Annotated in this window: 25 protein-coding genes, 2 tRNA genes and 1 rRNA gene; 22 read left to right on the forward strand and 6 right to left on the reverse strand. The window is 34.8% G+C overall.

Annotation, left to right across the window (positions count from 1 at the left end; genetic code table 11):
- Positions 1-135 precede the first annotated feature (135 nt).
- The 7 genes from rrf (at position 136) to tsaD (ending at position 3,430) form a co-directional block, all read left to right on the forward strand.
- Positions 136-251 (forward strand): 5S ribosomal RNA (gene rrf / locus BN1242_RS05595).
- 174 nt (positions 252-425) lie between these two features.
- Positions 426-499: transfer RNA gene (locus BN1242_RS05600), tRNA-Met, on the forward strand.
- Positions 500-504: 5 nt separating this feature from the next.
- Positions 505-581, forward strand: a tRNA-Asp gene (locus tag BN1242_RS05605).
- 169 nt (positions 582-750) lie between these two features.
- Positions 751-1,221: a tRNA (adenosine(37)-N6)-threonylcarbamoyltransferase complex ATPase subunit type 1 TsaE gene (gene tsaE, locus BN1242_RS05610; protein ID WP_062352584.1), complete on the forward strand. Its 471-nt coding sequence runs from the start codon at positions 751-753 to the stop codon at positions 1,219-1,221.
- Entirely contained in the window at positions 1,202-1,894 is a 693-nt protein-coding gene (tsaB, locus tag BN1242_RS05615; RefSeq protein WP_062352587.1) for a tRNA (adenosine(37)-N6)-threonylcarbamoyltransferase complex dimerization subunit type 1 TsaB, read from the forward strand. Before tsaE ends, tsaB begins: the two co-directional genes overlap by 20 nt.
- Positions 1,895-1,946: 52 nt before the next feature.
- Positions 1,947-2,396, forward strand: a complete 450-nt coding sequence (rimI, locus tag BN1242_RS05620) for a ribosomal protein S18-alanine N-acetyltransferase (RefSeq protein ID WP_062352589.1) — start codon at positions 1,947-1,949, stop codon at positions 2,394-2,396.
- A complete protein-coding gene (gene tsaD, locus BN1242_RS05625; RefSeq protein WP_062352591.1) occupies positions 2,393-3,430 on the forward strand; it encodes a tRNA (adenosine(37)-N6)-threonylcarbamoyltransferase complex transferase subunit TsaD in 1,038 nt (345 codons plus the stop codon). The genes rimI and tsaD overlap by 4 nt, the downstream gene beginning before the upstream one ends.
- 707 nt (positions 3,431-4,137) lie before the next feature.
- On the opposite strand, the gene BN1242_RS05630 is transcribed toward tsaD, so the two are convergent.
- Positions 4,138-6,087: an ABC-F family ATP-binding cassette domain-containing protein gene (locus BN1242_RS05630; protein ID WP_062352593.1), complete on the reverse strand. Its 1,950-nt coding sequence runs from the start codon at positions 6,085-6,087 to the stop codon at positions 4,138-4,140.
- 523 nt (positions 6,088-6,610) lie between these two features.
- Here BN1242_RS05630 and BN1242_RS05635 point away from each other — a divergent pair.
- From BN1242_RS05635 to tatC, 3 genes are all read left to right on the forward strand, one after another.
- Positions 6,611-7,276 (forward strand): redox-sensing transcriptional repressor Rex, encoded by a 666-nt coding sequence (locus BN1242_RS05635; RefSeq protein WP_062352595.1) that lies wholly within the window; start codon positions 6,611-6,613, stop codon positions 7,274-7,276.
- A gap of 143 nt (positions 7,277-7,419) precedes the next feature.
- On the forward strand, positions 7,420-7,641 hold the full coding sequence (locus BN1242_RS05640; RefSeq protein WP_062352596.1) for a twin-arginine translocase TatA/TatE family subunit: 222 nt from the start codon (positions 7,420-7,422) through the stop codon (positions 7,639-7,641).
- A 15-nt stretch (positions 7,642-7,656) separates the two neighbouring features.
- Positions 7,657-8,409, forward strand: coding sequence for a twin-arginine translocase subunit TatC (gene tatC / locus BN1242_RS05645; RefSeq protein WP_062352598.1), 753 nt, complete (start codon positions 7,657-7,659; stop codon positions 8,407-8,409).
- Positions 8,410-8,472: 63 nt separating this feature from the next.
- On the opposite strand, the gene BN1242_RS05650 is transcribed toward tatC, so the two are convergent.
- Positions 8,473-8,670 (reverse strand): DUF4305 domain-containing protein, encoded by a 198-nt coding sequence (locus BN1242_RS05650; RefSeq protein ID WP_062352601.1) that lies wholly within the window; start codon positions 8,668-8,670, stop codon positions 8,473-8,475.
- A 26-nt stretch (positions 8,671-8,696) separates the two neighbouring features.
- Positions 8,697-9,404 carry a CPBP family intramembrane glutamic endopeptidase gene (locus tag BN1242_RS05655; RefSeq protein ID WP_062352603.1) on the reverse strand — a complete coding sequence of 236 codons (708 nt, stop codon included), beginning with the start codon at positions 9,402-9,404 and terminating at the stop codon, positions 8,697-8,699.
- A gap of 295 nt (positions 9,405-9,699) precedes the next feature.
- On the opposite strand from BN1242_RS05655, the gene groES reads away from it, so the two are divergent.
- On the forward strand, positions 9,700-9,984 hold the full coding sequence (gene groES / locus BN1242_RS05660) for a co-chaperone GroES (RefSeq protein WP_062352606.1): 285 nt from the start codon (positions 9,700-9,702) through the stop codon (positions 9,982-9,984).
- 73 nt (positions 9,985-10,057) lie between these two features.
- Entirely contained in the window at positions 10,058-11,680 is a 1,623-nt protein-coding gene (groL, locus tag BN1242_RS05665) for a chaperonin GroEL (RefSeq protein ID WP_062352609.1), read from the forward strand.
- A 102-nt stretch (positions 11,681-11,782) separates the two neighbouring features.
- On the opposite strand, the gene BN1242_RS13350 is transcribed toward groL, so the two are convergent.
- Both BN1242_RS13350 and BN1242_RS05670 read right to left on the reverse strand, forming a co-directional pair.
- Positions 11,783-12,043 (reverse strand): tyrosine-type recombinase/integrase, encoded by a 261-nt coding sequence (locus tag BN1242_RS13350; protein WP_077216124.1) that lies wholly within the window; start codon positions 12,041-12,043, stop codon positions 11,783-11,785.
- 776 nt (positions 12,044-12,819) lie between these two features.
- The gene (locus BN1242_RS05670) at positions 12,820-13,032 is read right to left on the reverse strand and encodes a hypothetical protein (protein WP_062352613.1); all 213 of its coding nucleotides are present in this window, start codon (positions 13,030-13,032) and stop codon (positions 12,820-12,822) included.
- 129 nt (positions 13,033-13,161) lie between these two features.
- Here BN1242_RS05670 and BN1242_RS13765 point away from each other — a divergent pair, with 129 nt between their 5' ends.
- From BN1242_RS13765 to BN1242_RS05690, 5 genes are all read left to right on the forward strand, one after another.
- Positions 13,162-13,374, forward strand: a complete 213-nt coding sequence (locus BN1242_RS13765) for a glycoside hydrolase family 32 C-terminal domain-containing protein (RefSeq protein ID WP_238985097.1) — start codon at positions 13,162-13,164, stop codon at positions 13,372-13,374.
- 16 nt (positions 13,375-13,390) lie between these two features.
- On the forward strand, positions 13,391-13,819 hold the full coding sequence (locus tag BN1242_RS05675; protein ID WP_062352616.1) for a PfkB family carbohydrate kinase: 429 nt from the start codon (positions 13,391-13,393) through the stop codon (positions 13,817-13,819).
- Positions 13,820-14,234: 415 nt separating this feature from the next.
- Positions 14,235-14,582, forward strand: a complete 348-nt coding sequence (locus BN1242_RS05680; RefSeq protein ID WP_062352618.1) for a hypothetical protein — start codon at positions 14,235-14,237, stop codon at positions 14,580-14,582.
- A 93-nt stretch (positions 14,583-14,675) separates the two neighbouring features.
- Entirely contained in the window at positions 14,676-15,353 is a 678-nt protein-coding gene (locus BN1242_RS05685; protein ID WP_062352620.1) for an ABC transporter ATP-binding protein, read from the forward strand.
- The gene (locus BN1242_RS05690; RefSeq protein ID WP_158661049.1) at positions 15,350-17,788 is read left to right on the forward strand and encodes an ABC transporter permease; all 2,439 of its coding nucleotides are present in this window, start codon (positions 15,350-15,352) and stop codon (positions 17,786-17,788) included. The genes BN1242_RS05685 and BN1242_RS05690 overlap by 4 nt, the downstream gene beginning before the upstream one ends.
- Before the next feature lie 145 nt (positions 17,789-17,933).
- Here the strand turns inward: BN1242_RS05690 and BN1242_RS05695 are convergent, their stop codons facing one another.
- The gene (locus BN1242_RS05695; RefSeq protein ID WP_062352624.1) at positions 17,934-18,146 is read right to left on the reverse strand and encodes a hypothetical protein; all 213 of its coding nucleotides are present in this window, start codon (positions 18,144-18,146) and stop codon (positions 17,934-17,936) included.
- 544 nt (positions 18,147-18,690) lie between these two features.
- Between BN1242_RS05695 and BN1242_RS05700 the strand changes: the two genes are divergently transcribed.
- From BN1242_RS05700 to BN1242_RS05720, 5 genes are all read left to right on the forward strand, one after another.
- The gene (locus BN1242_RS05700; protein WP_062352626.1) at positions 18,691-19,167 is read left to right on the forward strand and encodes a DUF1097 domain-containing protein; all 477 of its coding nucleotides are present in this window, start codon (positions 18,691-18,693) and stop codon (positions 19,165-19,167) included.
- A gap of 92 nt (positions 19,168-19,259) precedes the next feature.
- Complete coding sequence (locus BN1242_RS05705) at positions 19,260-20,471, forward strand: FAD-dependent oxidoreductase (RefSeq protein WP_062352629.1); 1,212 nt, start codon at positions 19,260-19,262, stop codon at positions 20,469-20,471.
- Between the two features lie 8 nt (positions 20,472-20,479).
- On the forward strand, positions 20,480-21,748 hold the full coding sequence (preA, locus tag BN1242_RS05710) for an NAD-dependent dihydropyrimidine dehydrogenase subunit PreA (RefSeq protein ID WP_062352632.1): 1,269 nt from the start codon (positions 20,480-20,482) through the stop codon (positions 21,746-21,748).
- A gap of 460 nt (positions 21,749-22,208) precedes the next feature.
- Positions 22,209-22,889 carry an ABC transporter ATP-binding protein gene (locus BN1242_RS05715; RefSeq protein WP_238985098.1) on the forward strand — a complete coding sequence of 227 codons (681 nt, stop codon included), beginning with the start codon at positions 22,209-22,211 and terminating at the stop codon, positions 22,887-22,889.
- Between the two features lie 15 nt (positions 22,890-22,904).
- A complete protein-coding gene (locus BN1242_RS05720; protein WP_062352638.1) occupies positions 22,905-23,648 on the forward strand; it encodes an ABC transporter permease in 744 nt (247 codons plus the stop codon).
- The last annotated feature ends 20 nt before the right edge of the window (positions 23,649-23,668 follow it).

Below are 23,668 nucleotides of genomic sequence, written 5' to 3' on the forward strand. Positions count from 1 at the left end.
GGTGGACGCACGGTGACGTGTGGAGCTGACGGATACTAATCGTTCGAGGACTTAATCATATATTTACTCGAGTTTTCCTTACATGATCTAGTTTTGAGAGAATGATTTCCTTAATTCATTCTCGACTGAATATTGTTTGGCAGTAATGGCGAGAAGGTCACACCCGTACCCATCCCGAACACGGAAGTTAAGCTTCTCAGCGCCGATGGTAGTGAAGGCTTTGCCTTTGTGAGAGTAGGACGCTGCCAAGCAAAATCAATATTTATATTATCGTCGCGGGGTGGAGCACGAACGAATACGCTTCGTAGCAACACATCAGCGTACCGATTTCGCAAGCTTCTGGAATTAACTTTCCGAAATCGGGACGGTCCATATAGCACTACACTTATCTCGTCAAAAAATATTGGTTTTACTATTATTATCGTCGCGGGGTGGAGCAGTCTGGTAGCTCGTCGGGCTCATAACCCGAAGGTCGCAGGTTCAAATCCTGCCCCCGCAATCATAGGTCCGGTAGTTCAGTTGGTTAGAATGCCTGCCTGTCACGCAGGAGGTCGCGGGTTCGAGTCCCGTCCGGACCGCCATTATTATTAAATGACTACATACTAATGACTATATACCTTAGGATAATTCCTAAGGTTTTTTCTTTATATTTCACTATCATTGATTTTATTCAGATTGACATGACACTACCTTTCCTCTAAGTAAAAAGTTGGATATACTAAAAAATAAAGAAATAAAAAAGGTGAAGAAATGACAAAGATAGAATGGATAGTTAAAAGTGAAGATGAAACTAAAAAGGTCGCAAATAAGTTGGGTGCGTTATTGGAAGCTGGAGATGTAATTGCTTTGGAAGGAGATTTAGGAGCAGGAAAGACAACTTTTACGAAAGGAATTGCCTCTTCATTAGGTATTAGGAAGACCGTTAATAGCCCTACCTTTACGATTATAAAAGAGTATCATGGTGAACTTCCCTTATATCATTTGGATGTATATAGGTTAGAGGACTCTATGGAAGATTTAGGTTTTGATGATTATTTTCATGGAGATGGCGTAACTGTAATTGAATGGGCACATCTCATTAAAGATCAACTTCCTGCACAAATATTAACCATCTATATTTATCATATTAGTGAATCATCGAGAAAATTGGTTTTTATGCCTGTTGGAGAAAGGTATAATCAATTATGTAAGGAGCTATTAGATGAAAATATTAGCAATTGATACGACAACCGATGTCCTTGGAATAGGTATTGCAACGGAAGATAGTATTATTGGTGAATATGTAACAAACGTGAAAAAAAACCATGCAGTTCGTGTTTTGCCGGCGATGGAGAGGTTAGTAGCAGATTGTAATTTACTAATAAATGATATGGATAAAATTGTTGTTTCTCATGGTCCTGGTTCATATACAGGTGTTCGAATTGGTGTCACAGTTGCTAAAACTTTAGCATGGTCACTCAACATTCCAATTGTAGGTGTTTCAAGTCTAAAATTAATGGCAGCAACTGCTCGACATTTTCAAGGGTTCATTTCACCGCTGATCGATGCTAGGCGTGGGAATATATACACTGGCCTTTATCAATGGAAAAACAACAAAATAGTGGAAGTAGTAGAAGACCGACACATTTCCTCCGAGGATTGGGTTAAGCAATTAAAAGACTATAAACAGCCAGTATTGTTCATAGGAACAGATGGGCAATTGCACAAAGAACTAATCAACAGTCATTTGGCGCAGTTAGCAAGTTTCTCGGAGATAACAGAAAATATACCAAGACCTGGGGAACTTGCTTTATTAGGCAAAGACATGAAGGGTGAGAATGTGCATACATTTGTACCAAATTATTTACGGTTAGCAGAAGCAGAAGCGAAGTGGAGAGAAAAAACAGGTATTTGACATGCTATTAAAAACATGGGAAAGTTTGATGCCGTATTAGCGAGGGTTGGCGATGGAAACTAAACTGGTATTCCGTAGAATTACGATTAATGATATAGATGCATTGATGAATATTGAACATGCATCATTTACTTTGCCATGGAGTAAAGATGCGTTTGTACGGGAATTAACGATGAATCCGTATGCTTACTATATTGGTATAGAAATGGAAAATAAACTTATTGCTTATGCAGGTGTTTGGTTAATAGTGGATGAAGCACATATAACTAACATTGCTGTTTTACCGGAATACCGCGGTAAAAAGCTAGGTGAACAGTTACTAAGTTATTTATTAAATTTAATTAAAGCAAAAGGTGCAAAATCAGCTACTTTAGAAGTACGGGTATCCAATGTTGTGGCACAAAATTTATATCGTAAATATGGTTTTTTAAATGGTGGTATTCGAAAGGGTTACTATACTGATAATTATGAAGATGCTTTAGTAATGTGGGTGAAATTATGAAAGAACAGTATGTTTTAGGAATAGAAACAAGTTGTGATGAGACAGCAGTCGCAATAGTTAAAAATGGGAAAGAAATTATATCGAATGTTGTAGCATCACAAATTGAAAGTCATAAACGTTTTGGTGGAGTTGTACCTGAGATTGCTTCTCGTCATCATGTTGAGCAAATAACGATTGTGTTGGAAGAGGCACTAGAACAAGCGAGGTTAAGTTTCCAAGATATAAGTGGAATTGCAGTTACGGCTGGTCCTGGACTAGTAGGAGCCCTATTAGTAGGAGTAGAGACAGCGAAGACATTAGCATATGTTCACCAGTTGCCACTTATCCCAGTCCATCATATAGCAGGGCATATTTATGCAAATCGGCTAGTTACCGAAATGAAGTTTCCGCTATTAGCATTGGTTGTGTCTGGGGGACATACGGAATTAGTATTGATGAAGGAGCATGGCGATTTTCAAGTGATTGGTGAAACGAGGGATGATGCAGCAGGCGAAGCTTATGATAAAGTGGCTCGAACGTTAAATTTGCCATACCCTGGTGGTCCGCATATTGACCGGTTAGCTAGTGAAGGTGAGGTTACTATTGAACTTCCAAGGGCTTGGTTAGAAGAAGGTTCTTATGATTTTAGTTTCAGTGGTTTGAAATCAGCTGTAATTAATACTGTGCATAATGCAAATCAAAAGGGTGAAGTAATTGAACCAGCTAATTTAGCAGCAAGTTTTCAGGCAAGTGTTGTGGATGTATTAGTAACGAAAACAATGAAAGCTGCCCAAGAATATAACGTAAAGCAAGTAATAGTCGCGGGTGGTGTGGCTGCTAATAAAGGTTTAAGAGCAAGGTTGGATCATGTAATTCGGCAGTTGGATCATGTTGAGTTAGTTGTTCCGCCAATCCATCTTTGTACTGATAATGCGGCTATGATTGCTGCGGCAGGAAGTGTCTTTTTGGAAAAAGGAATCCATTCTAACTTAACATTGAATGCTTATCCTGGATTAGATTTAATGAAATTCAACGAACAGTCATTAATTATATAAGAAGCAAATGGAAGGATTACCGCAAGAGTCAGGTAATCCTTTTTATATTCTAAATTAATCAGCCGTTTTTCGCATCACTTCTTTACAATTTTTGTGTTGAGAAAAAATAACCATATAGTAATAAAAATTTACTTCATGGTATGTTAATCACATTCTTTTCAATGCTAAAGCGATAGTCCTATATATAAGCTAGCGGTATATGTAAAAAGTACTATAATTTAAAAAATTCAATCAGTAAAATAAAAGACGGTTTTAACAAAAACAACAAACAATCTGTGGATAACTGCATAACTTAATGTGAATTATGTGGATATATTATGAAAAAGCAACTGAACTAACTGTTTATAATGTGGATATGACTGTGGATAATTAGCTCCTGTCTACATAGCAACAGGGCTTTTGGACTATATGGAGTGGATATTTATATATAATCGAATAAATTAGAAAAAACTTAGGTGACCAAAGCTGTCATATCACAAAATGTGATCACTTATCTTTCGCTCATATGTGGCGAATGAGAATTTGTTTTCCAAAAACTGATTACTTATCCACATTTCCAGGTACATAACTACCTCGATCCTTCCAATGTTGAAGTCGTTAGTGGATAAGTTTTGAAAAAAAGAGGTACCACCTTGTTGAATACTGTCTCAAAAAAAACTCCACATCCACCACTAATTAAAAAACAAGAGATGCAAATAAGCTGCATCTCAAGGTAAAACTCCATCTTCATTTTGTTCCTCTAGCATTGTCCACTCTTCTAATAACTTATCAATTTCAGCTTTCGCATGAATTACTTCTTCTGATAAGAAGGCTAGTTGTTCATGATCACTGGAAATAGAAGGATCAAACATTTGCTTTTCTTTTATACCTACTTCCTCTTCCAACAGTTCAATCTGCTGTTCAATTTCCTCCATCCGACGCCTGCGCTGTCGCTCTAGTCGTCTTGTTTCTTTCTCCACCTCATATGAATTTTTTGTTTGCATGGAGGCATTATTCTGTTTCTTATTTAATTCCATTTGTTTTAGCTCTTCTAATTCTATCATTTCTTGTTTTTTCTCTACAAAATAATCGTAGTCACCGAGATATTCTAGAACACCTTCATTAGTCATCTCTATTACCTTAGTAGCAATTCGATTAATAAAATAGCGATCATGGGAGACAAATAAAATGGTTCCAGGATAATCAATTAATGCATTTTCTAAGATTTCTTTACTATCTAAGTCTAAATGGTTTGTCGGTTCGTCTAAAATGAGAAAATTAGCCTTTTGCATCATTAATTTAGCTAATGCTAACCGTGCCTTTTCACCACCACTTAATGTCGATACCGTTTTTAATACATCTTCACCGGAAAAAAGAAAATTACCTAAAGTGTTTCTAATTTCTTTTTCAGGTATTGTTGGGTATTCGTCCCATAATTCATTTAATACGCGCTTATTGGAAGTTAGATTTGCTTGCTCTTGATCGTAATAAGCTACAGAGACATTAGTACCAAGTTGGATTGAACCACGTAGCAGTTGCAGTTTTTTTACAATCGTTTTAAGCAAAGTTGATTTACCGATTCCATTTGGACCGAGGAGCGCCACGCTTTCCCCACGGGTAATTCGCAGTTGAATAGATTTGGAAATTACGTTGTCATTGTAACCAATTGCTAAATCTTTAATGTTCAGTACTTCATTCCCACTTTGCCGCTCAATATCAAAGGAAAAAGAAGCTGATTTTTCATCTCCTTGAGGACGGTCAAGAATGTTCATTTTCTCTAATGTTCTACGTCTGCTTTGTGCTCTTTTCGTCGTTGAAGCTCGGGCTAGATTTTTTTGAATAAAATCTTTCATTTTAGCAATTTCTTCTTGTTGCTTTTCAAACAACTTCATTTCACGCTCGTAGTTCTCAGCTTTTTGAACTAAATATTTACTATAATTACCAGGATATTTTGTTAACGTCATTTGGGCTAATTCATATACTTGATTGACTACTTTATCTAAAAAATAGCGGTCATGGGATACGATTAATATTGCCCCTTCATAAGCTTGTAAATATTGCTCCAACCATGACAAAGTTTCAATATCTAAGTGGTTTGTCGGCTCATCCAAAATTAAAATATCTGGTTTTGAAAGTAAAAGTTTGGCTAATGCTAATCTTGTTTTTTGCCCGCCGCTTAGCGAAGAGATTTTCGTACTATAGTCAAATCCTTGGAAATTTAGACCATGTAAGACCGAACGAATATCTGCCTCATACTGATAGCCACCTAAGTCCTTGTAACTATTTAACAACTGATCATATTCAGACATTATTTTTTCATATTGATTTTCATCGGAAAGAATGGCTCTATCAGCCATTTTTTGTTCTAAGTGGCGCAATTTTGTTTCCATTTCCTGTAAGTGACGGAATACAGTCAACATTTCATCCCAAATGGACATGGTGGATTGAAGTCCTGTATGCTGGTCTAAATAGCCTATGGTCACTTCTTTCGGTTTAATCATTTCGCCAGATTCATATGCTTCTTTATCAGCGATTATTTTTAATAAGGTTGACTTTCCAGCACCATTTCTTCCGACTAACGCAATCCGATCTCTGGTTTGAATTTCAAGCTTTATATTCGATAAAATTAATTCTGCTCCAAAATATTTATTTAATTGATTTATTTGTAATAAAATCATCATGTTCACCTCAAAAATAATAGCAACAAACAGTGAAAAAACATCACTTATTAAAATAGTACATGATTTTCAATAAAAATAGCAACTGTTCACAAAGTAATCTCTTTCACAAGACATTTCTGAAAAAATACTGTATTATAATAGATAGTAGTAGTAAATGTCAGAATTAACACTTAACGGAATTAGCGATTTAAGACGGGTTATTTATGGTAAAAAGAATAATTTTACGAGAAGGTGAGGGATGTAATGAAAGCGTTAACATTAACACTATTAATCTATAATCTGCAATTATTAGATAAGGGTGGTTAATTTCATTTAAATAATTACACAAAGTTATGAATAAAAGTTATAAAATGGTAAAATATACAAGGTCTATTTCCTTTGGTCCGTAACATCACTCCAATTTAATGGTTGGTAAAATACAAAAATAGGAATCAAATTAATCGCAATTTTAGCTAAATAAAAGTTATACTATTGTCAATGAGATACTGAAAATAAAAACTTACAGCGTGGAGGGACAATCATGTCATCAGAACAATTAAAAATTCCGAAAGCAACTGCAAAAAGACTGCCGCTATATTATCGTTTTATTCAAAATTTGTACCAGTCCGGAAAACAGCGGGTTTCATCTGCTGAACTGAGTGAAGCGGTAAAAGTAGATTCTGCAACAATTCGAAGAGATTTTTCGTATTTTGGTGCTTTAGGGAAAAAGGGTTATGGGTATAATGTCCAATATTTATTGTCTTTTTTCCGTAAAACGTTGAACCAGGATGAAATGACGAAAGTTGCATTAGTAGGGGTAGGTAATTTAGGTACAGCATTACTACATTACAACTTTACAAAAAATAATAATACGAAAATTGTAACGGCTTTTGATGTTAGTGAGGATAAAATTGGAAAAAACTATGGGGATGTAGAAGTATTACCGATGGACCAACTAGAACAAGTGCTGCGGGAGGAAGAAATTCAAGTCGTCATTTTAACTGTTCCTGCCCAAGTTGCTCAAGTTATCACAGACAGAATTTTAAAAACGAACATTAAAGGTATTCTTAATTTTACTCCTGCAAGATTAACGGTTCCTTCCACTGTCCGGGTGCACCATATTGACTTAGCGGTTGAACTGCAATCATTCGTCTATTTTTTAAACCACTATTCCAATGATGAGGAAGATATGGAAGAGGAAGAGTAAATAGTATCAATTAGTTTACAAGGAGCTAAGTTCCACTTAAAATAGTATAAAGACATTGTAAATTTGTATAATTTCTATGTCCTGTACTTGAGCATAATAGGGGTTGTTATATTGTATTACATACGAGGGGGTGCATTTGGGGGATGTTTGGAAATATAGGTTCCGATAGCTTAGTTGTTTTGTTTAGCCAAGTTGGTCCAGGAAGTTTAATCATTATTTTGCTTGTCGCGATATTGATTTTTGGTCCGAAAAAATTGCCACAGTTAGGGAGAGCTGCTGGTAATACGTTACGAGAATTTAAAAATGCAACAAAAGGTTTAGCTGATGATGAGGAACAAACGAATAAAAGCAAGGATGCCAACTAAGTTAGGATGAACAGCATGAAACAAAGGGATATGACGATATATGAGCATATATCAGAACTGCGAAAACGGCTGATGTTTATAGTCGTTTTTTTCTTCATCGCTTTTGTTGGATCATTTTTTATTACAGAACCGATTATTTTATTTTTACAACAAACAGATGAAGCGGCCAAATTACAATTAAATGCATTTAAAATTACGGATCCATTAAAAATTTATATGCAAATGGCGTTTGTGATTGCATGTTTAATAACATCACCAATCATTTTACTTAATATATGGCTATTTGTTTCCCCGGGTTTATATGAAAAGGAGCGGAAAGTAACATTAAGCTATATTCCTATATCTGTTTGTTTATTTTTGCTGGGAATTGCTTTTTCTTACTTCATATTATTTCCTTTTTTTATTAACTTTATGATTCGTTTAGGAGATAAGCTAGCAATTAATCAAGTGATTGGTATTAATGAGTATTTCCAATTTCTTTTTCAAATAACGATTCCATTTGGCTTTTTATTTCAACTTCCAGTTATTATCTTATTTTTAACAAGATTAGGAATGATAACTCCTATGATTTTAACACAAATTCGTAAGTACGCTTATTTTATTTTGCTAGTCATTGCAGCATTTATTACACCACCAGATATTATTTCCCATTTAATGGTAACCTTACCGTTACTATTACTATATGAATTTAGTATAATAGTTTCAAAATTCGCCTACAGAAAAGTATTGCAAGCTGAACAAGAAATGATTAAGGAAGAGCTAGCTTAAAAAAGCAAGGCTGTATCAAGAGGAGTATCCGTATGTTGCACTCCTTCTATGATACAGCCTTTTTTATTTTTTCTCTCGATTTTTCATTTTATAATGCCAAAATAATATGCGTATTCCTGATCCTAAATCAATGGTAGCAAGGAGAATTAATAAATAAGCAAAAATTCCCCACCCGCTATTCGTTACTTGATGAATGGCAAAGGATACAAATATTATCCCAAATACAATGTAAATGATTGCTGTAGACAAAGGTGATTTCATCATTAACCTCCATTTCCGAAAACCATTTAAAATGGCAAACAAGAAAAAATAGTACTAGCTTGCTCAGGCAACTTATCACTCAAAAATAATTGTACTACAATGACAAGTGTATTCATCGTTACGTGTGCAAAAATTGGCACGATAATTCGACTCGTTTTTACATATAAAAATGCAAAAGTAAAGCCCATGAAGCTGTATAAAATAATATGTTCAAATTCCATATGAGCTATGGCAAAAATTAAGGAACTTACAAGTCCTGCCATAAGAAAGTTCATCCGTTGATACAATGTGCCAAAAATAATTTTACGAAAAACTATTTCTTCCAAGATGGGACCAAATATAGAAACAACGACGATAAAAATAGGCATGGACTCAATAACTGCTAATATATTTTGGGTGTTTTCTGAACCTTGCTCTATTCCAAGTAATGTTTCGGTTAATATCCCTGCAGATTGAGCTATGAAAGCTAAAAATATGCCTGTAATCGCCCAAATAATGGAAGTTGAAATCGGTAATGCATTATGAGCTGTTCTTTCTTTTCTTAATAAATAGACGGAAATTAACAAAGTGAAGAAAAAGCTAAACACCGTCCAAGATACACGTGTGGTTTGGAAAAATTGGTCCCCACTGGGATTGAGATTATTATAGACTAAAGCTAGCAACGAAATAATGATTGGAGAACTTAATTGCATGGCGATATATATAAGTAAAATTAGTTTATATTCTCGTTTCATCGTACCCCTCATTTCAAAAATATAGAACTTACCTTTTGTATTCTCAATAAGAATAACCTACCGCTATTTCCACTAATAATCAATAGTTTAACATATATGCTGAATAATTTTGTGAAACTGGTATGAAATGTTAAATTTAACATAGGATAATGGAGGTTGAGTAAAAAAATAAAAAATTTTATACTTTCCACTTGCAAAAAAGAGAAGGATTCATTAATATATTAATTGGAATTAGCACTCATTGATGTTGAGTGCTAACAAATAAAAACAAAAAATCTTGAGGAGGTTATTTATTGTGTTAAAACCACTAGGAGATCGCGTTGTTATTGAACTTGTTGAATCAGAAGAAAAAACTGCAAGCGGTATCGTATTGCCAGATACAGCTAAAGAAAAGCCGCAAGAAGGAAAAGTTGTTGCTGTTGGAACAGGACGTGTTCTAGATAGCGGCGAAAAAGTAGCTGTAGAAGTTAGTGTTGGCGATCGAATTATCTTCTCAAAATATGCTGGTACTGAAGTGAAGTTCGAAGGAAAAGAATACTTAATTTTACGTGAAAGTGATATTTTAGCTGTTATTGCTTAATTGTCACGATATATCATAACTAGAACTTAACATGGATGATCGATACAAGAATCTTTGAGGAGGTACTGAAAAAATGGCAAAACAAATTAAATTTAGTGAAGATGCACGTCGTTTAATGTTACGTGGTGTGGATCAATTAGCAGATGCTGTAAAAGTAACACTAGGACCAAAAGGACGCAATGTCGTTCTTGAGAAAAAGTTTGGTTCTCCACTAATTACAAATGATGGTGTGACAATCGCAAAAGAAATCGAATTAGAAGATCCATTTGAAAACATGGGTGCGAAACTTGTAGCAGAAGTTGCTAGCAAAACAAATGATGTTGCTGGGGACGGTACAACTACTGCAACTGTTCTTGCTCAAGCAATGATTCGCGAAGGCTTGAAAAACGTGACAGCTGGAGCTAACCCAATGGGTATCCGCAAAGGTATTGAAAAAGCAGTTCAAACAGCTGTTGAAGAATTACATGCCATCTCTAAACAAATCGAAGGTAAAGAATCTATCGCTCAAGTTGCTGCAATTTCTTCAGGTGATGAAGAAGTAGGTCAATTAATTGCAGAAGCAATGGAACGCGTTGGTAAAGACGGTGTTATTACTATTGAGGAATCAAAAGGTTTCGCTACCGAATTAGATGTTGTAGAAGGTATGCAGTTTGATCGTGGCTATGCTTCCCCTTACATGGTAACAGATTCTGATAAAATGGAAGCAGTACTAGATAATCCATATATTTTAATTACAGACAAGAAAATTTCTAGCATTCAAGAAATTCTTCCATTATTAGAACAAGTAGTACAACAATCCAAACCATTATTGCTTATCGCTGAAGATGTTGAAGGTGAAGCACTTGCTACATTAGTAGTGAACAAACTTCGTGGAACTTTCAATGCAGTTGCAGTAAAAGCACCTGGCTTCGGTGACCGTCGAAAAGCAATGTTAGAAGATATTGCAATTTTAACTGGCGGTGAAGTGATTACAGAAGATTTAGGTCTTGATTTAAAATCTGCTAACATCACTCAATTAGGTCGCGCTTCTAAAGTTGTAGTTACAAAAGAAACAACTACAATCGTAGAAGGTGCTGGCGAATCTAGCAAAATTGCTGCTCGTGTAAATCAAATTAAAGCACAATTAGAAGAAACAACTTCGGAATTCGATAAAGAAAAATTACAAGAACGCTTAGCAAAACTTGCTGGCGGAGTAGCAGTAGTTAAAGTTGGTGCAGCTACTGAAACAGAGTTAAAAGAACGCAAACTTCGCATTGAGGACGCATTAAATGCAACTCGTGCAGCTGTTGAAGAAGGCATCGTATCCGGTGGTGGAACAGCTTTAGTTAACGTCTATCGTAAAGTTTCTGAAATCGCTGCAGAAGGTGACACATTAACAGGTGTGAAAATCGTTCTTCGCGCATTAGAAGAACCAGTCCGCCAAATTGCTGAAAACGCAGGATTAGAAGGTTCTGTTGTAGTAGAACACTTGAAAAACGAAAAAGTTGGTGTTGGTTTCAACGCAGCAACTGGCGAATGGGTGAACATGATTGAAGCTGGTATCGTAGACCCAACGAAAGTAACTCGTTCCGCACTTCAAAATGCAGCAAGTGTTGCAGCAATGTTCTTAACAACGGAAGCAGTAGTTGCAGACATTCCAGAAGAAAACGCTGGTCCAGCAATGCCTGACATGGGTGGCATGGGCGGAATGATGTAATAAGTTCATGAAAACCTTGATATATAAGGGTTTTTAAGTGGATAAAAGCTAAATGCTCATAATTTTGCTCATAGGAAGCAAAAGTTGCTCATATTATAATGATTAAAGAAGGTCTTTCATCGGTTTACTAAACTGTTGAGAGACCTTTTCTTCCTTATTGGAGATTATATGAGCATAGATATTCATTGTCGTATTAATATTTGTATGTCCAAGCCTCTGTTGTATTTCTTTAATGCTAACTTCAGTTTCAATGAATAGTGAAGTGTGGGTATGTCTAAATGAGTGTGGAGGAATGTTCTTTCCTATCTCTGCTTTTTTCAGAAGTCTTTTAAGCTGGGTCTCAACAACTTTACTTAATTGTATTGTGGTGCTCCGTTATCACCCGTTGTAACGGACACTTTTTCGAGGAAATGGTGTAGAACGGTCCGTTATCGCCGTTGGAAGGCGTTTTGGGCACAGTCTCCCATCTTTAGTCCCTCATCTTAGTATCGATAAGTGCAAATTAGTTCAGAACTTTAAGAAAAGCAATTTCCTAATAAAATTCATCCAATGAGTCACAGCGATAGTGGTTTGCCATCGACTGTAGTGTTCGATTCTTAGCAGGCGTTGGAAGCGAGCCCGACAGCTCATGCTTTTTTCTCCCCCGAATCATAAATTTCTCGATATACTCAATGATGAGGGATATAGTGTTAAGAGTGGTCAAGTTTTATTTTAATGTAAAATTTTTGTGCAATAAAGTAAATTAAACCACCGCATTTGAACCAACTATGCGGTGGGGGATAGGATAGTAAAATAATTATTAGCTTTTATTTATCAAATCTTTGCTTACAGGAAATGAAAGTAATTAATATGAGTCTATTAAAAGCAAAAATGCAATTCAGTTAGATGTATATGCTATTCAATTTCTACCAGCCACTTGACCAAACAACTGAATGATTATTTTTTGAAGCATGATCTACAAAATCAAAAGGAGTAATAATTAATGGTAGAGAGTGTTTTAAATCTTTATTAGCACCATTTTTGTATGCTTGCCAAATTAATTTTGAGCAATATGTTTTCTATAATTTGACAATTAAGCACAGTCTTTTCATTATAAGATAAATAGCATCAACGCTAGTTCGAAATTTCTTTATTAGAATTTATTTTCTTGCCTTCATAACTAAAAAAATTCCTATCAAAATAACAATTAATCCAACTTGCCAATACCATCTCCCAGGATCTTTTAAAAGAATATAAGACCAATAGCTGGATGCCTCCCAGTCCTTAAAAGGATATATGAATAACACTGGGAATAATCCCCAAATAGATGATACTAGACCTATCGCTATTAATATTATTGCTACCAAACTCATCTCATCACTCCTTCTAATTACTTTTATTTACTTCCTATTCCTAGCTACTTCTTTGACAATACATTTCCTATCCATAGATTTAAATATTCGCCATTTTTCTACCAAAAGCCTTTATTTTTTTTTCTACAAATTTCGACATTTGCCACAAAAGTATCACTAGAACAAGGGCAATTAGATTTAAGGCTATTTTTAGACAGTGCAAGTGTTGAACTTTTTATAAATGGAGGTATAAAAACAATGACTACTACTATATATCCTTCATTAAATAGCAATGGGATTGAGTTATTCTCCGATGGAGAGGTGGAATTTACAATTACAAAATGGGATATTTGTGTGAAATAGAAATGAGGTAAATACTATGTATAATGTTACAGCTATTGGAGTACTACTAATTGATTTTACACAATCCGGTAAATCCGCCAATGGAGTACCTTTATTTGAACAAAACCCGGGTGGTGCACCTGCAAATGTATTAGCAGCTGTGGCAAGGCTAGGTAAAAGAACATCTATTATTGGCAAAGTAGGAAATAACCAATTTGGATGTTTTTTAAAGAGCATATTAAATGAAGCTAATATAAACACTAGTGGTTTAGTATTTTCAAAGGATACGAATACAACTTTAGCATTTGTTCATTTGGATGAAAATGGAGAACGTTCATTTAGTTTTTATCGAAATCCTGGTGCAGATATGATGTTAACTAAAGAAGAAATAAAATTCGAACTAATTGATCAAACAAAAATATTACATTTTGGTTCCATTTCATTAACTCATGAAATACTAGTATAGCTTCATTAGCAGGATTATATTTACCAATTTAAAAATGTATTGATGGAAAAAACTAGTTAAGAAAAAATTGTTTGTTAAGAGGGATAGAATTTTAACCCAATGATGAATACTCATAAACTAAAAAATATATCGTACAAATATAATAGTTTAAATATATAGATGTAAGTGAATATAGTAAAATTATTGACAATTTTACACTTTTTGCTATAATTGTAACTAAGGGCCCTTGTTATTGGATGTAAAAGATTTAAACCTAGAGCATAGTGTTAACCAAATTGCTCAAATATAAAACTTACAAAATTGTTAACTGTATTTTACTTAAACTTCAATGAATGTATCTCTATTTTAAATAATTAAGGAGGAATATGTTTTGAATTTTAAGAAGTAAAAAGTACCGTTTACCGCAAGTTTAATATTGGGTTTATTCTTTATTTTTGGAGCTTTTAGTGCATCCGCAGCATGGATACCGTTAGAAATTGGCATGGGGAATCAGCATCCAGTATATTACACATCCAAACTATCGAATTTTACAAGAACATTAAGTTGGTATGATTCAGATACAACATACTACAAAGTTACTTATATAGATGGACATGGTAAGTATCACTATAGAGGAACTTCTTTTACAAGTTTCTCAACTAAGACGGAGCCAACAACATATGAGCGTTTAAACAGCACAGAAAGAAAGTTTTATGATTCGTTTTCAGTTTCTGGTGTTCATGAATCTAGATCAATGTCGGGAAGTATTACATTAAGACGATAATAAAAATAAACACAAAAGAATACCCTGTCTATTTGGTAGGGTATTTTTTCCATAAATGAAGAGTTAGTAACAAGATTATAAGGAGAAAGAACAATGCTTAATACATATAATTTGAAAAAAACCTTTAAAAATAGAAATGAATCTAAAATTATATTAAATAATATAAATATGAGTATTGAAAAAGGAAAATGGTATAGCATTGTCGGACCATCAGGTACAGGTAAGACTACCTTGTTAAATTGTCTGTCAGGTTTGCTAAAGCCAGATGAAGGAAAGGTCTGTTTTGAAGGGGTTAATCTCTATGAATTAAATCAAAGAGAACTAAGTAACTTCAGACGGAAAAATATTGGATTTATTTTTCAAGATTTTAAACTTCTTCCCCATTACACAGTTTTAGATAATGTTATGTTGCCTATTATTCATGACATGGATGTAAAATCATTGGAAGAAAGAGCAAAAAAATTATTAAACGAAGTTGGTATTGTTGAGAGTTTGTATGGTAGACTCCCAGATTATTTATCGGGCGGAGAAAGACAACGTGTTGCCATCGCGCGCTCCTTAATCGCTGAACCAAAGCTTCTATTTTGCGATGAGCCAACAGGGAATTTGGACTTAGAAACACGTAATCAAATCACGAATTTATTGAATCAAATAAAAATGAGCGGACAAACCATTATTATTGTTACCCATGATATAGAAGTGGCCAACCTTGGAGACATGTGTTTTTATCTAAAAAATGGGGAATTGCAAACGATGGAGCTGATGAAATGATCCGAGTGAGACTAGCATTAAAAAGGATAAAGCATCGTAAATTATATACTATTACCACAATTTTGGCGATGGTTTGTATTTTTGTAATTGTCCCTCTAGGTATTCACTTTTCCCAGGAGTCCAAACTATCAGTCGAAATGACAATTGAAGAATATGGGCGAGGCTCCTACGACATACTAGTTCGTCCATCCGAATCACGAACAAATATTGAAAAGGAACTGGGAGTAGTGGAGGAAAATTATATTGGTGATAGCTTTGGAGGCATTTCTCTTGCCGAATGGAGTGAGATTAAAGCAAACCCCGATATTGAAATAGCTGCTCCAGTTGCTTCCTTAGGATACTTTGCTGGAAATGGGACTTCAGTTGGGCTACCTCACTTAGATTATCCTGCTAGATTTACTTGGCAATTTCTTACATCAGATGGGATTCATTATTATCCACTAGGGGAAGAAAATACAGCAACATATTTTGAATATTATAAAGGAGAGCACGGGGAATGGGTTGAGTATTTTACCGATAACTGGGATGCGGTCGTTAGAATGAGTCCATGGATGCCTGAAAATTATTATTTGTTAGTTGCTGTCGATGTGGAAAGTGAAAATAAATTGACTGGTATTGATTTTAGTGATTTAAATAAACCAATTGATGAGGCTCCTGATGCTGACGCTTTAAAACATTGGTTAATTGATAGAGGGAATCCGCCAATGATCCCAGTTTTACAGAGAAGTGACCTAAGTATTCCTCTTTATCTATCTTTGAATGTTGATAAACTTGAGGTATCTTTATCAGAGTATAAAACGAAATACGGTGTTCGTCCTGAAGACCCAATTTATTTTGTTGAGGAAAACGATTTTGAAACTCTAGAAAATGAACTTAATTCTGAACCAGCAGCATCAACAAACAAATACTTTATTGATTTAAGTACATCTCAACAGCCATTCAACGGAAACTATGTAACAATTACCAATAATTTTCAGGTTGAAGCAGGTCAGGGAGGTTCGTTACAAAATGACACGGGAATTTATTATACGGCATCAAAAATCGATTATAAATTATCAAATGATACTATTAGAGTAAAAAAAGTAGAAGATGGTGAACCGCCTTTATATAAAAAAGTGACTGAGCATGGGTTTAGTTATTTAGATACACATGACTATTCTGCACCTTTTATTATTTGGCAAATGGGTACCTTTTCAGTTCCTTTAGAGGAAAAACTATTAACATCAAGTCCATTAGGTATATATGCACCGGAGGAAGTAATCACTTCTGATGGGACGCCATTAACGACAACCACGAATCCTGGAAGCTTTATTTCAGCTCCTGCAGCAGGTGTGACTACCATTGAGGCAGCAGAAATTATTAAAGGGGATAAACCGATAGATGCTATTAGAATAAGGGTTGCAGGTATCGAATCCTATAATGCAGAAGGTCAAAAAAAGATTGAACGTGTAGCGAAGGATTTATTAAGTAAAGGCTATGAAGTCGATATAGTAGCAGGATCTTCATTTAAAAAACTGGAAATGGATGTGGAAGGGATTGGCCTTGTAACGTCTTCTTGGACGACTTTAGGAATTGCCCAATCACTAACCACTAGCTGGAATAGTACTGCCCTTATCAATACAGTTTTATTTGCATTTTTTGGTGTCGCATGGTTCGCATCACGCATTCTATATGAAAGGAATGCTCTAACAGAAGAGAACCAATTACTTCATATGATTGGATGGCATCAAAAGCATATAAGGCTGAAGAACAGTTTTGAACAAATGATGCTGTTAACAACGGCAATCATAGTTAGTGTTCTGTTCCTATCATTTTTGAACCTGCAAGTTCACCAATATATTTACATTTTTCCTATAATATTATGGGTTTTTACCATCATATTTGTTCAAATTATATTTGCAAATAAAAAGACTTCAGCTAAAAGAGTCATCGGATATAAAAAATGGGCAAGCATTTTCCATTATCGTCATTTAATAATTCCTGTAATGATTGTATTAATTACATCCGTAGTGCTAGTTGGTATTCAAGTTACTACAATTATACAGTCTATTTTCGAAGCAAGGGAAACAACGTTAGGTGAATTTGCAATCAATCAATCACTTTATTTAAATATTTTAGTGTTAGGTGCAACCCTTTTCCTAACATTTATCAGTGTAAGCGAGGCAATGAATGCCATCTTCCATACTCGAAAAAGGGAATTTCAAATGTATCATACCATTGGCTGGACAAAGAAAATGATCCGCACACATTTGGTAAAAGAAGTATTAGTTTGGGCTGGAATTGCTTGTGTAAGTGGGACCATTTTAAGTTTGCTGTTTTTATTCATGATGGATTTTTCATTAAAATGGATGTTATTGATTTGTGTAAGTTCTATAGTATTATTGCTTTTCCCGTTAGCTCAAACATTAAACGTTAAAAAGTATATGAAGGTTTAATTTTATAAAATAGGGCAATTGGCAGTAGAAACTGTCATAGGTAGAACTATTTCTTAATCAAACGACTACTTCCGAGAAAAAGGAGGTAGTCCATTGTGATTATAAAATTATCAAACTGATTTTTATTGAGGAAAGGATTTAGAATTTATTTTCTTGCCTTCATAACTAAAAAAATTCCTATCAAAATAACAATTAATCCAATTTGCCAATACCATCTCCCAGGATCTTTTGTAAGAATATAAGACCAATAGCTGGATGCCTCCCAGTCCTTAAAAGGATATATGAATAACACTGGGAATAATCCCCAAATAGATGATGCTAGACCTATTGCTATTAATATTATTGCTACCAAACTCATCCCTTCACTCCTTCTAATTACTTTTATTTACTTCCTATTCCTAGCTACTTCTTTGACAATACATTTCCTATCCATAGATTTAAATATTCGCCATTTTTCTACCAAAAGCCTTTATTTTTTTTCTACAAATTTCGACATTCGATACTATTAAGTTTCCGAAAATATATTTCAACCAATTATTCACATTCAATCAATCAATCAATCTTACTTCCCCAATACTTCCATCCCCAATACTTCCATCCTAATTAAGAAAGGTTTTCAATTGCAAAAAAGTTTCACAATTAATTTGTGAAGGTTGTCACAAACTTTATTTTGTTATGTTACAATAAGAATTGTAGTTCAGAAAAAGGAGGTATCTTAGTAAAATTTTCTTTCACTTACGGAAACTCGCAATAAGTATCATCTATTAACAAGATATTAAGATTTGAATTGTTTGTAAACGTTTACATTATTGTGTATGTGAAATCTATGGTACTTCTAAGAACTGCATCATAAGACAACCATATTTTTGAAATTATTATTTGTTTGGAGAGGAGATAACATCATGTCTTCTGTACTTGCAAGTGGTCTCTTATGTGGCTTATGGGCATTTATCGCACCAACAGTCGGTTTAATGACTTGGGCTGGTTTTGCAGGATGCACGACATTTTTCGCAATCGGAACAGGCGGTAAAAATGGTCTCGTTAAAGCGGCTCTATGTAATATTACTGGAGTTGGTTGCGGTTTATTAATACTTTGGTTGTCAAGTGTCATTGCTATACCGCAAAGTGCAGCTATTTTCAGTGGGATAGTAACTTCGCTCATGTGCCTGCTTGGAAAAATGAAGCTAATTAATTATGTTCCCGGAATTTTTGTTGGTTGCTTTTCAACGTTTGCTGCAGGAGGTCAATGGATTATTTTATTAATATCCTTACTTTGTGGTGCTCTATTAGGATTTCTTTGTTCCCAATTGGCAAAACAATTTTCCACATGGTATGAGAAGTCGATAACAAAGCGGGAAAGTAGTTTAACACATTTGTAAGTCAAGTAACTTATAAAAGGAAATAAATGGTTATAGTATATAAGCAAATTTTGCTTAATTTATAAATTGAAAGATAATAGGAGGATCTCATAATGGCGCAAAAAGAGAGTTTGGTTTATGAACCAGAACAGTTAGAAGCTTATGATTTTCGGAGAGCGATGGAAGAAGCTTCTCGTTGTTTATTATGTGAAGATGCACCTTGTAGCCAAGGCTGCCCTGCTGGAACAGATCCAGGCAGTTTCATTCGTAGTATTCGTTTTAAAAATGTTACTGGAGCTGCGGAAACGATTAGGGAAAACAATATTCTTGGAGCAAGTTGTGCTTTAATTTGCCCACAAGAAAGACTTTGTCAAGCAGCATGTAGTCGCTGTGGCATTGACAAACCGATCGAAATTGGCAAATTGCAACAATATGCTATGGAACATGAACGATTAACAAATAAAACATTCCTTACAAAAGGTGATACTTTTACAGATAAGCGGGTTGCATGTATTGGAGCAGGTCCAGCAAGTCTCGCCTGTGCCGCAGAACTTGCCAAAGCTGGGGTAGAAGTAACAATCTATGATGAACATAGTGAAGCTGGAGGGATGCTCCGTTATTTAATTCCGCCTTATCGTTTGCCTGATCAAGTAGTGAATCAAGACATTGCACAATTAGAAAAATTAGGTGTGAAATTCGAATTAAATCATAAAGTATCAAAAGAAGAACTAGCTAAACTAAGAACCGAATATGATACTGTTTTTGTCGGTGCAGGGATGTGGGGTGCGAAAACATTACCAATACCTGGTGCAGACTTGGAAGGTGTCGTAACTGCAATAGACTTTTTAAGTGAAGCAAGAACTAATCGAGGCGAAGTAAAGGAACTTGGAAACGTAGTAATCATTGGTGGTGGCGACGTTGCGATGGACTGTGCAGCAACTAGTAAACTATTAGGTGCTACACATATTTACGACGTATTCGTAGAAACGTTGGAAGCTGCACCAGCTGTTCAACAAGAAAAGGAATTTGTCTTCCAATTAGGTGTACCAATGATTTCTGAATTCAAACCAGTAGAATTTAACGGTAATGGAAAAGTACAACGAGTGAAATTTGAACATATGACAAATGGATCCACAATGGAAATTGCAGCCGACACAGTGATTTTAGCTGTTGGCCAAAAACTTCGAGAAGATGCTTCGACTTTCAAAGAAGAAGAAGGACTGTACATCGGCGGAGACTTGTTAAATGGTGGCGACACAGTCGTACGAGCAGTGAACGAAGGAAAAGAAGCTGCTGCAAAAATTATGGAATCATTCAGGGGGTAAGAAAGACTATGGCGACAAAAAAAGACTTATCAATTGATTTTTTAGGTGTCCGTTGTGAAAATCCGTTCTTTTTATCATCCTCTCCAGTATGTAATAATGCGGAGCAAATTTCAAAAGCGTTAGACGCTGGTTGGGCAGGTATTTTTTATAAAACTGTCGGTATAAATGGAATGGATGAATGTTCTCCGAGATTTGATATTTTAACGAAAGAAACAACACCTTGGGTTGGCTTTAAAAATATGGAACAAATTTCTGAGCTTTCTTTAGCAGAAAACGTGGAGGAAATTAAACAATTAAAAGCGAAATACCCAACAAAAGTAATTGGTGTTAGTATTATGGGTTCTAATGAGGAAGAATGGGCTACTTTAGCAAGAGAAGTTACCGCTGCTGGAGCTGATATGCTAGAACTGAACTTTTCGTGTCCACAAATGACAAGTCATGCAATGGGTTCTGACGTTGGCCAAAATCCAGACTTAGTTTATAAATATACGAAAGTAGTAGTAGACAACACTCATTTGCCAGTAGTTGCAAAAATGACTCCGAATATTGGCAAAATGGAAGAACCTGCATTAGCTGCGGCTCGTGCTGGTGCAAAAGGAATATCAGCAATCAATACAATTAAAAGTATTACGAACATTGACTTAGATAATTTAACAGGAAAACCAGTTGTAAATGGTAAATCTTCTATTTCTGGCTACTCTGGTAACGCAGTAAAACCTGTTGCTCTTCGCTTTATTACACAACTTGCCCAATGTGAAGAACTAGAAGGAGAACAATTAAGCGGTATTGGTGGGATCGAAACATGGCAAGATGCAGTTGAATTTATCCTCCTTGGTTGCAGAAATGTTCAAGTTACCACATCTGTTATGCAGTACGGATACCGGATTGTAGAAGATATGATTAACGGTTTAAGTCATTTTATGGAAGAACGTGGAGTAGACAGTTTAGACGAACTTGTTGGAATTGCAACGAAAAATGTTATTCCAGCAGAAGAATTAGACCGTTCTTTCCAACTTATCCCGAAAATAGATTATGATAAATGTATCGGTTGTGGAAGATGTTTCATTTCTTGCTTTGACGGTTCTCATCAAGCAATTGCTTGGGACAGTGATACGAGAAAACCAACTATTTTAGAAGATAAATGTGTGGGCTGTCACCTATGTATTAATGTTTGCCCAGTAACGGATTGCATCACATCAGATAAGGTTGTGTTTAAAGAAGGCAGACAAAACAATCGCACAGCAGAAGACATTGCGCAACAATTAGTTTATCAATAAAAATAGCATCTCTTTCTAATAGGGTTGTCTATGAGTGAGTACTTAGTAGAAGAAATTCTCTGCTTAGTAAATCCCACTTAATAGATAACCTTATTTTTAAATCTATCATCTTTTTGTAAATAACAAGAAATAAGATAGGACTAAGGAATGAAAAATAATGGACCCTATTTTTAAAATTAATGAATAATACCTATTTTTGCTTGTGAAACTTTGTGATATACTAAATTCGAAAAATAATAATTATATTCGCAACTTTTAGGAGATGATAGGGAAATAAAAAATTTTAAATATTAAGTAGTTTAATCATAGTGATTATAGGATATATAAAACTAGTGTTACAAAAAAGTTTGTTAATCCATTTTTCATAGAATGATAATGTATGACAAGAGTGTTCAACTTTAGCAACAACAAATAGTGTGCAGCATTTATCAAAAAGTCGAAAGAGGTGTCATCCATATTGATGCTACAGGTAAAAAACATTACGAAAAAATATGGTAAAAAAGAGGTGTTAAGAGGGGTTACTTTTACCGTAGAAAAAGGGGATTTTCTGGCTATTATCGGAAAAAACGGGGTTGGAAAAACAACATTAGTCAATATCATTTGTAAACTACTAAAGCAAGATGGCGGTACTATTTCCTATGGATTTGATGAAAAAAAGATTTATAACAAAATCGGTGTGCAAACACAATCAGGAGATTTTGACGATCGCCTAAAGGTGCAAGACATGTGTAAGTTGTGGAAAAAAATATATAAAGTTGAACAGAAAAAAGTAGATGAATTACTCGAACGATTTGAATTAACCGATGTAAAAAAACAATATATAAAAACCCTCTCAGGCGGTCAAAAGCAGAAACTCAATATACTCCTCAGTTTAATAAATGACCCAGATCTTCTAATTTTGGACGAGTTAACTACATCATTAGATGCAATCAGCAGACATGAAATGAGAAAATATTTAAAAATGCTCAACAATCAAGGGAAGACAATAATTATGATCAGCCATTATATGGACGAAGTTGAAGAATTATGTAATAAGGTTGTCGTTCTAAAGGATGGAAAAGTAGAGCAGACGACTACACCTCAAGAACTATTAGGTTCCCGTTACGGAAGTTTACAAGAATATTTTGTAGAAAGCGTATAAACATAGGGGGTAAGTATGAATATAGTAAATGCGTTATTTGAATTAGAGTTAAAGAAATTATCGAGAACTTGGATTATTTTAGGATTTGGTATCATTGCTCCGATTTTTTTCTTAATAATGCAAACAGAGATTAGTAACAATACATTGGAATTGTATGGGATGGAAATTTCTCCAATTGATTACTCATTTCCGATGTTTGCATTTTTAAGTGTGGTCGTATTAGCAATAGGTAATGTCGGTATTGGCTTTGCATACATGAGAAGTATTTACTTTTTTAGAAGATTACGACTTGCCTCTGTAAAAAGTGGTCAGTTTATTACGGCGAACTTTTTAGTTCAGCTACTTTGTGCTATTTTCACATTAATTTTATTAGTAATTGTAGCAACAACTCGTTATTCACTAGGATTAGAAGGCCGTAGTCTTTTGCTGTTTAGTATGATTTTATTTTTATCCTTTATTATGTGTTATTTTATAGGGGTATTTATTGGAAATTTAACAACCGATCCAAAAACATCTCAAACCCTTTCAATGGCTGTATATTTCATCATCATCTTCTTAGGTGGTGTTACGTTTCCAATTGAATTAATGCCAGACTTCATGCAAAAAATAGCCAATATTTTACCGACAACCCATGCTGTTAAAGTATTGCAAATTTCTTGGGTTGGTGGAGATATTTGGCAAAGTTACCATCTTATTTATTTAATGGCAACGACAGTTATCTTTGCATTTTTGTCGGTCCGATTCTTTAAATATGATTGATAAAATCCGAATAGAGGTTA

Source organism: Bacillus kwashiorkori (assembly GCF_001375515.1).
GTDB lineage: Bacteria > Bacillota > Bacilli > Bacillales > Caldibacillaceae > Bacillus_BK > Bacillus_BK kwashiorkori.

Excerpts from the sequence above, each read along its gene's own strand:
- tsaE (WP_062352584.1), top strand. The coding sequence starts at position 751 with ATGACAAAGATAGAATGGATAGTTAAAAGTGAAGATGAAACTAAAAAG.
- tsaB (WP_062352587.1), top strand. The coding sequence starts at position 1,202 with ATGAAAATATTAGCAATTGATACGACAACCGATGTCCTTGGAATAGGT.
- rimI (WP_062352589.1), top strand. The coding sequence starts at position 1,947 with ATGGAAACTAAACTGGTATTCCGTAGAATTACGATTAATGATATAGAT.
- tsaD (WP_062352591.1), top strand. The coding sequence starts at position 2,393 with ATGAAAGAACAGTATGTTTTAGGAATAGAAACAAGTTGTGATGAGACA.
- BN1242_RS05630 (WP_062352593.1), bottom strand. The coding sequence starts at position 6,087 with ATGATTTTATTACAAATAAATCAATTAAATAAATATTTTGGAGCAGAA.
- BN1242_RS05635 (WP_062352595.1), top strand. The coding sequence starts at position 6,611 with ATGTCATCAGAACAATTAAAAATTCCGAAAGCAACTGCAAAAAGACTG.
- BN1242_RS05640 (WP_062352596.1), top strand. The coding sequence starts at position 7,420 with ATGTTTGGAAATATAGGTTCCGATAGCTTAGTTGTTTTGTTTAGCCAA.
- tatC (WP_062352598.1), top strand. The coding sequence starts at position 7,657 with ATGAAACAAAGGGATATGACGATATATGAGCATATATCAGAACTGCGA.
- BN1242_RS05650 (WP_062352601.1), bottom strand. The coding sequence starts at position 8,670 with ATGAAATCACCTTTGTCTACAGCAATCATTTACATTGTATTTGGGATA.
- BN1242_RS05655 (WP_062352603.1), bottom strand. The coding sequence starts at position 9,404 with ATGAAACGAGAATATAAACTAATTTTACTTATATATATCGCCATGCAA.
- groL (WP_062352609.1), top strand. The coding sequence starts at position 10,058 with ATGGCAAAACAAATTAAATTTAGTGAAGATGCACGTCGTTTAATGTTA.
- BN1242_RS05670 (WP_062352613.1), bottom strand. The coding sequence starts at position 13,032 with ATGAGTTTGGTAGCAATAATATTAATAGCGATAGGTCTAGTATCATCT.
- BN1242_RS05675 (WP_062352616.1), top strand. The coding sequence starts at position 13,391 with ATGTATAATGTTACAGCTATTGGAGTACTACTAATTGATTTTACACAA.
- BN1242_RS05685 (WP_062352620.1), top strand. The coding sequence starts at position 14,676 with ATGCTTAATACATATAATTTGAAAAAAACCTTTAAAAATAGAAATGAA.
- BN1242_RS05690 (WP_158661049.1), top strand. The coding sequence starts at position 15,350 with ATGATCCGAGTGAGACTAGCATTAAAAAGGATAAAGCATCGTAAATTA.
- BN1242_RS05695 (WP_062352624.1), bottom strand. The coding sequence starts at position 18,146 with ATGAGTTTGGTAGCAATAATATTAATAGCAATAGGTCTAGCATCATCT.
- BN1242_RS05700 (WP_062352626.1), top strand. The coding sequence starts at position 18,691 with ATGTCTTCTGTACTTGCAAGTGGTCTCTTATGTGGCTTATGGGCATTT.
- BN1242_RS05705 (WP_062352629.1), top strand. The coding sequence starts at position 19,260 with ATGGCGCAAAAAGAGAGTTTGGTTTATGAACCAGAACAGTTAGAAGCT.
- preA (WP_062352632.1), top strand. The coding sequence starts at position 20,480 with ATGGCGACAAAAAAAGACTTATCAATTGATTTTTTAGGTGTCCGTTGT.
- BN1242_RS05715 (WP_238985098.1), top strand. The coding sequence starts at position 22,209 with ATGCTACAGGTAAAAAACATTACGAAAAAATATGGTAAAAAAGAGGTG.
- BN1242_RS05720 (WP_062352638.1), top strand. The coding sequence starts at position 22,905 with ATGAATATAGTAAATGCGTTATTTGAATTAGAGTTAAAGAAATTATCG.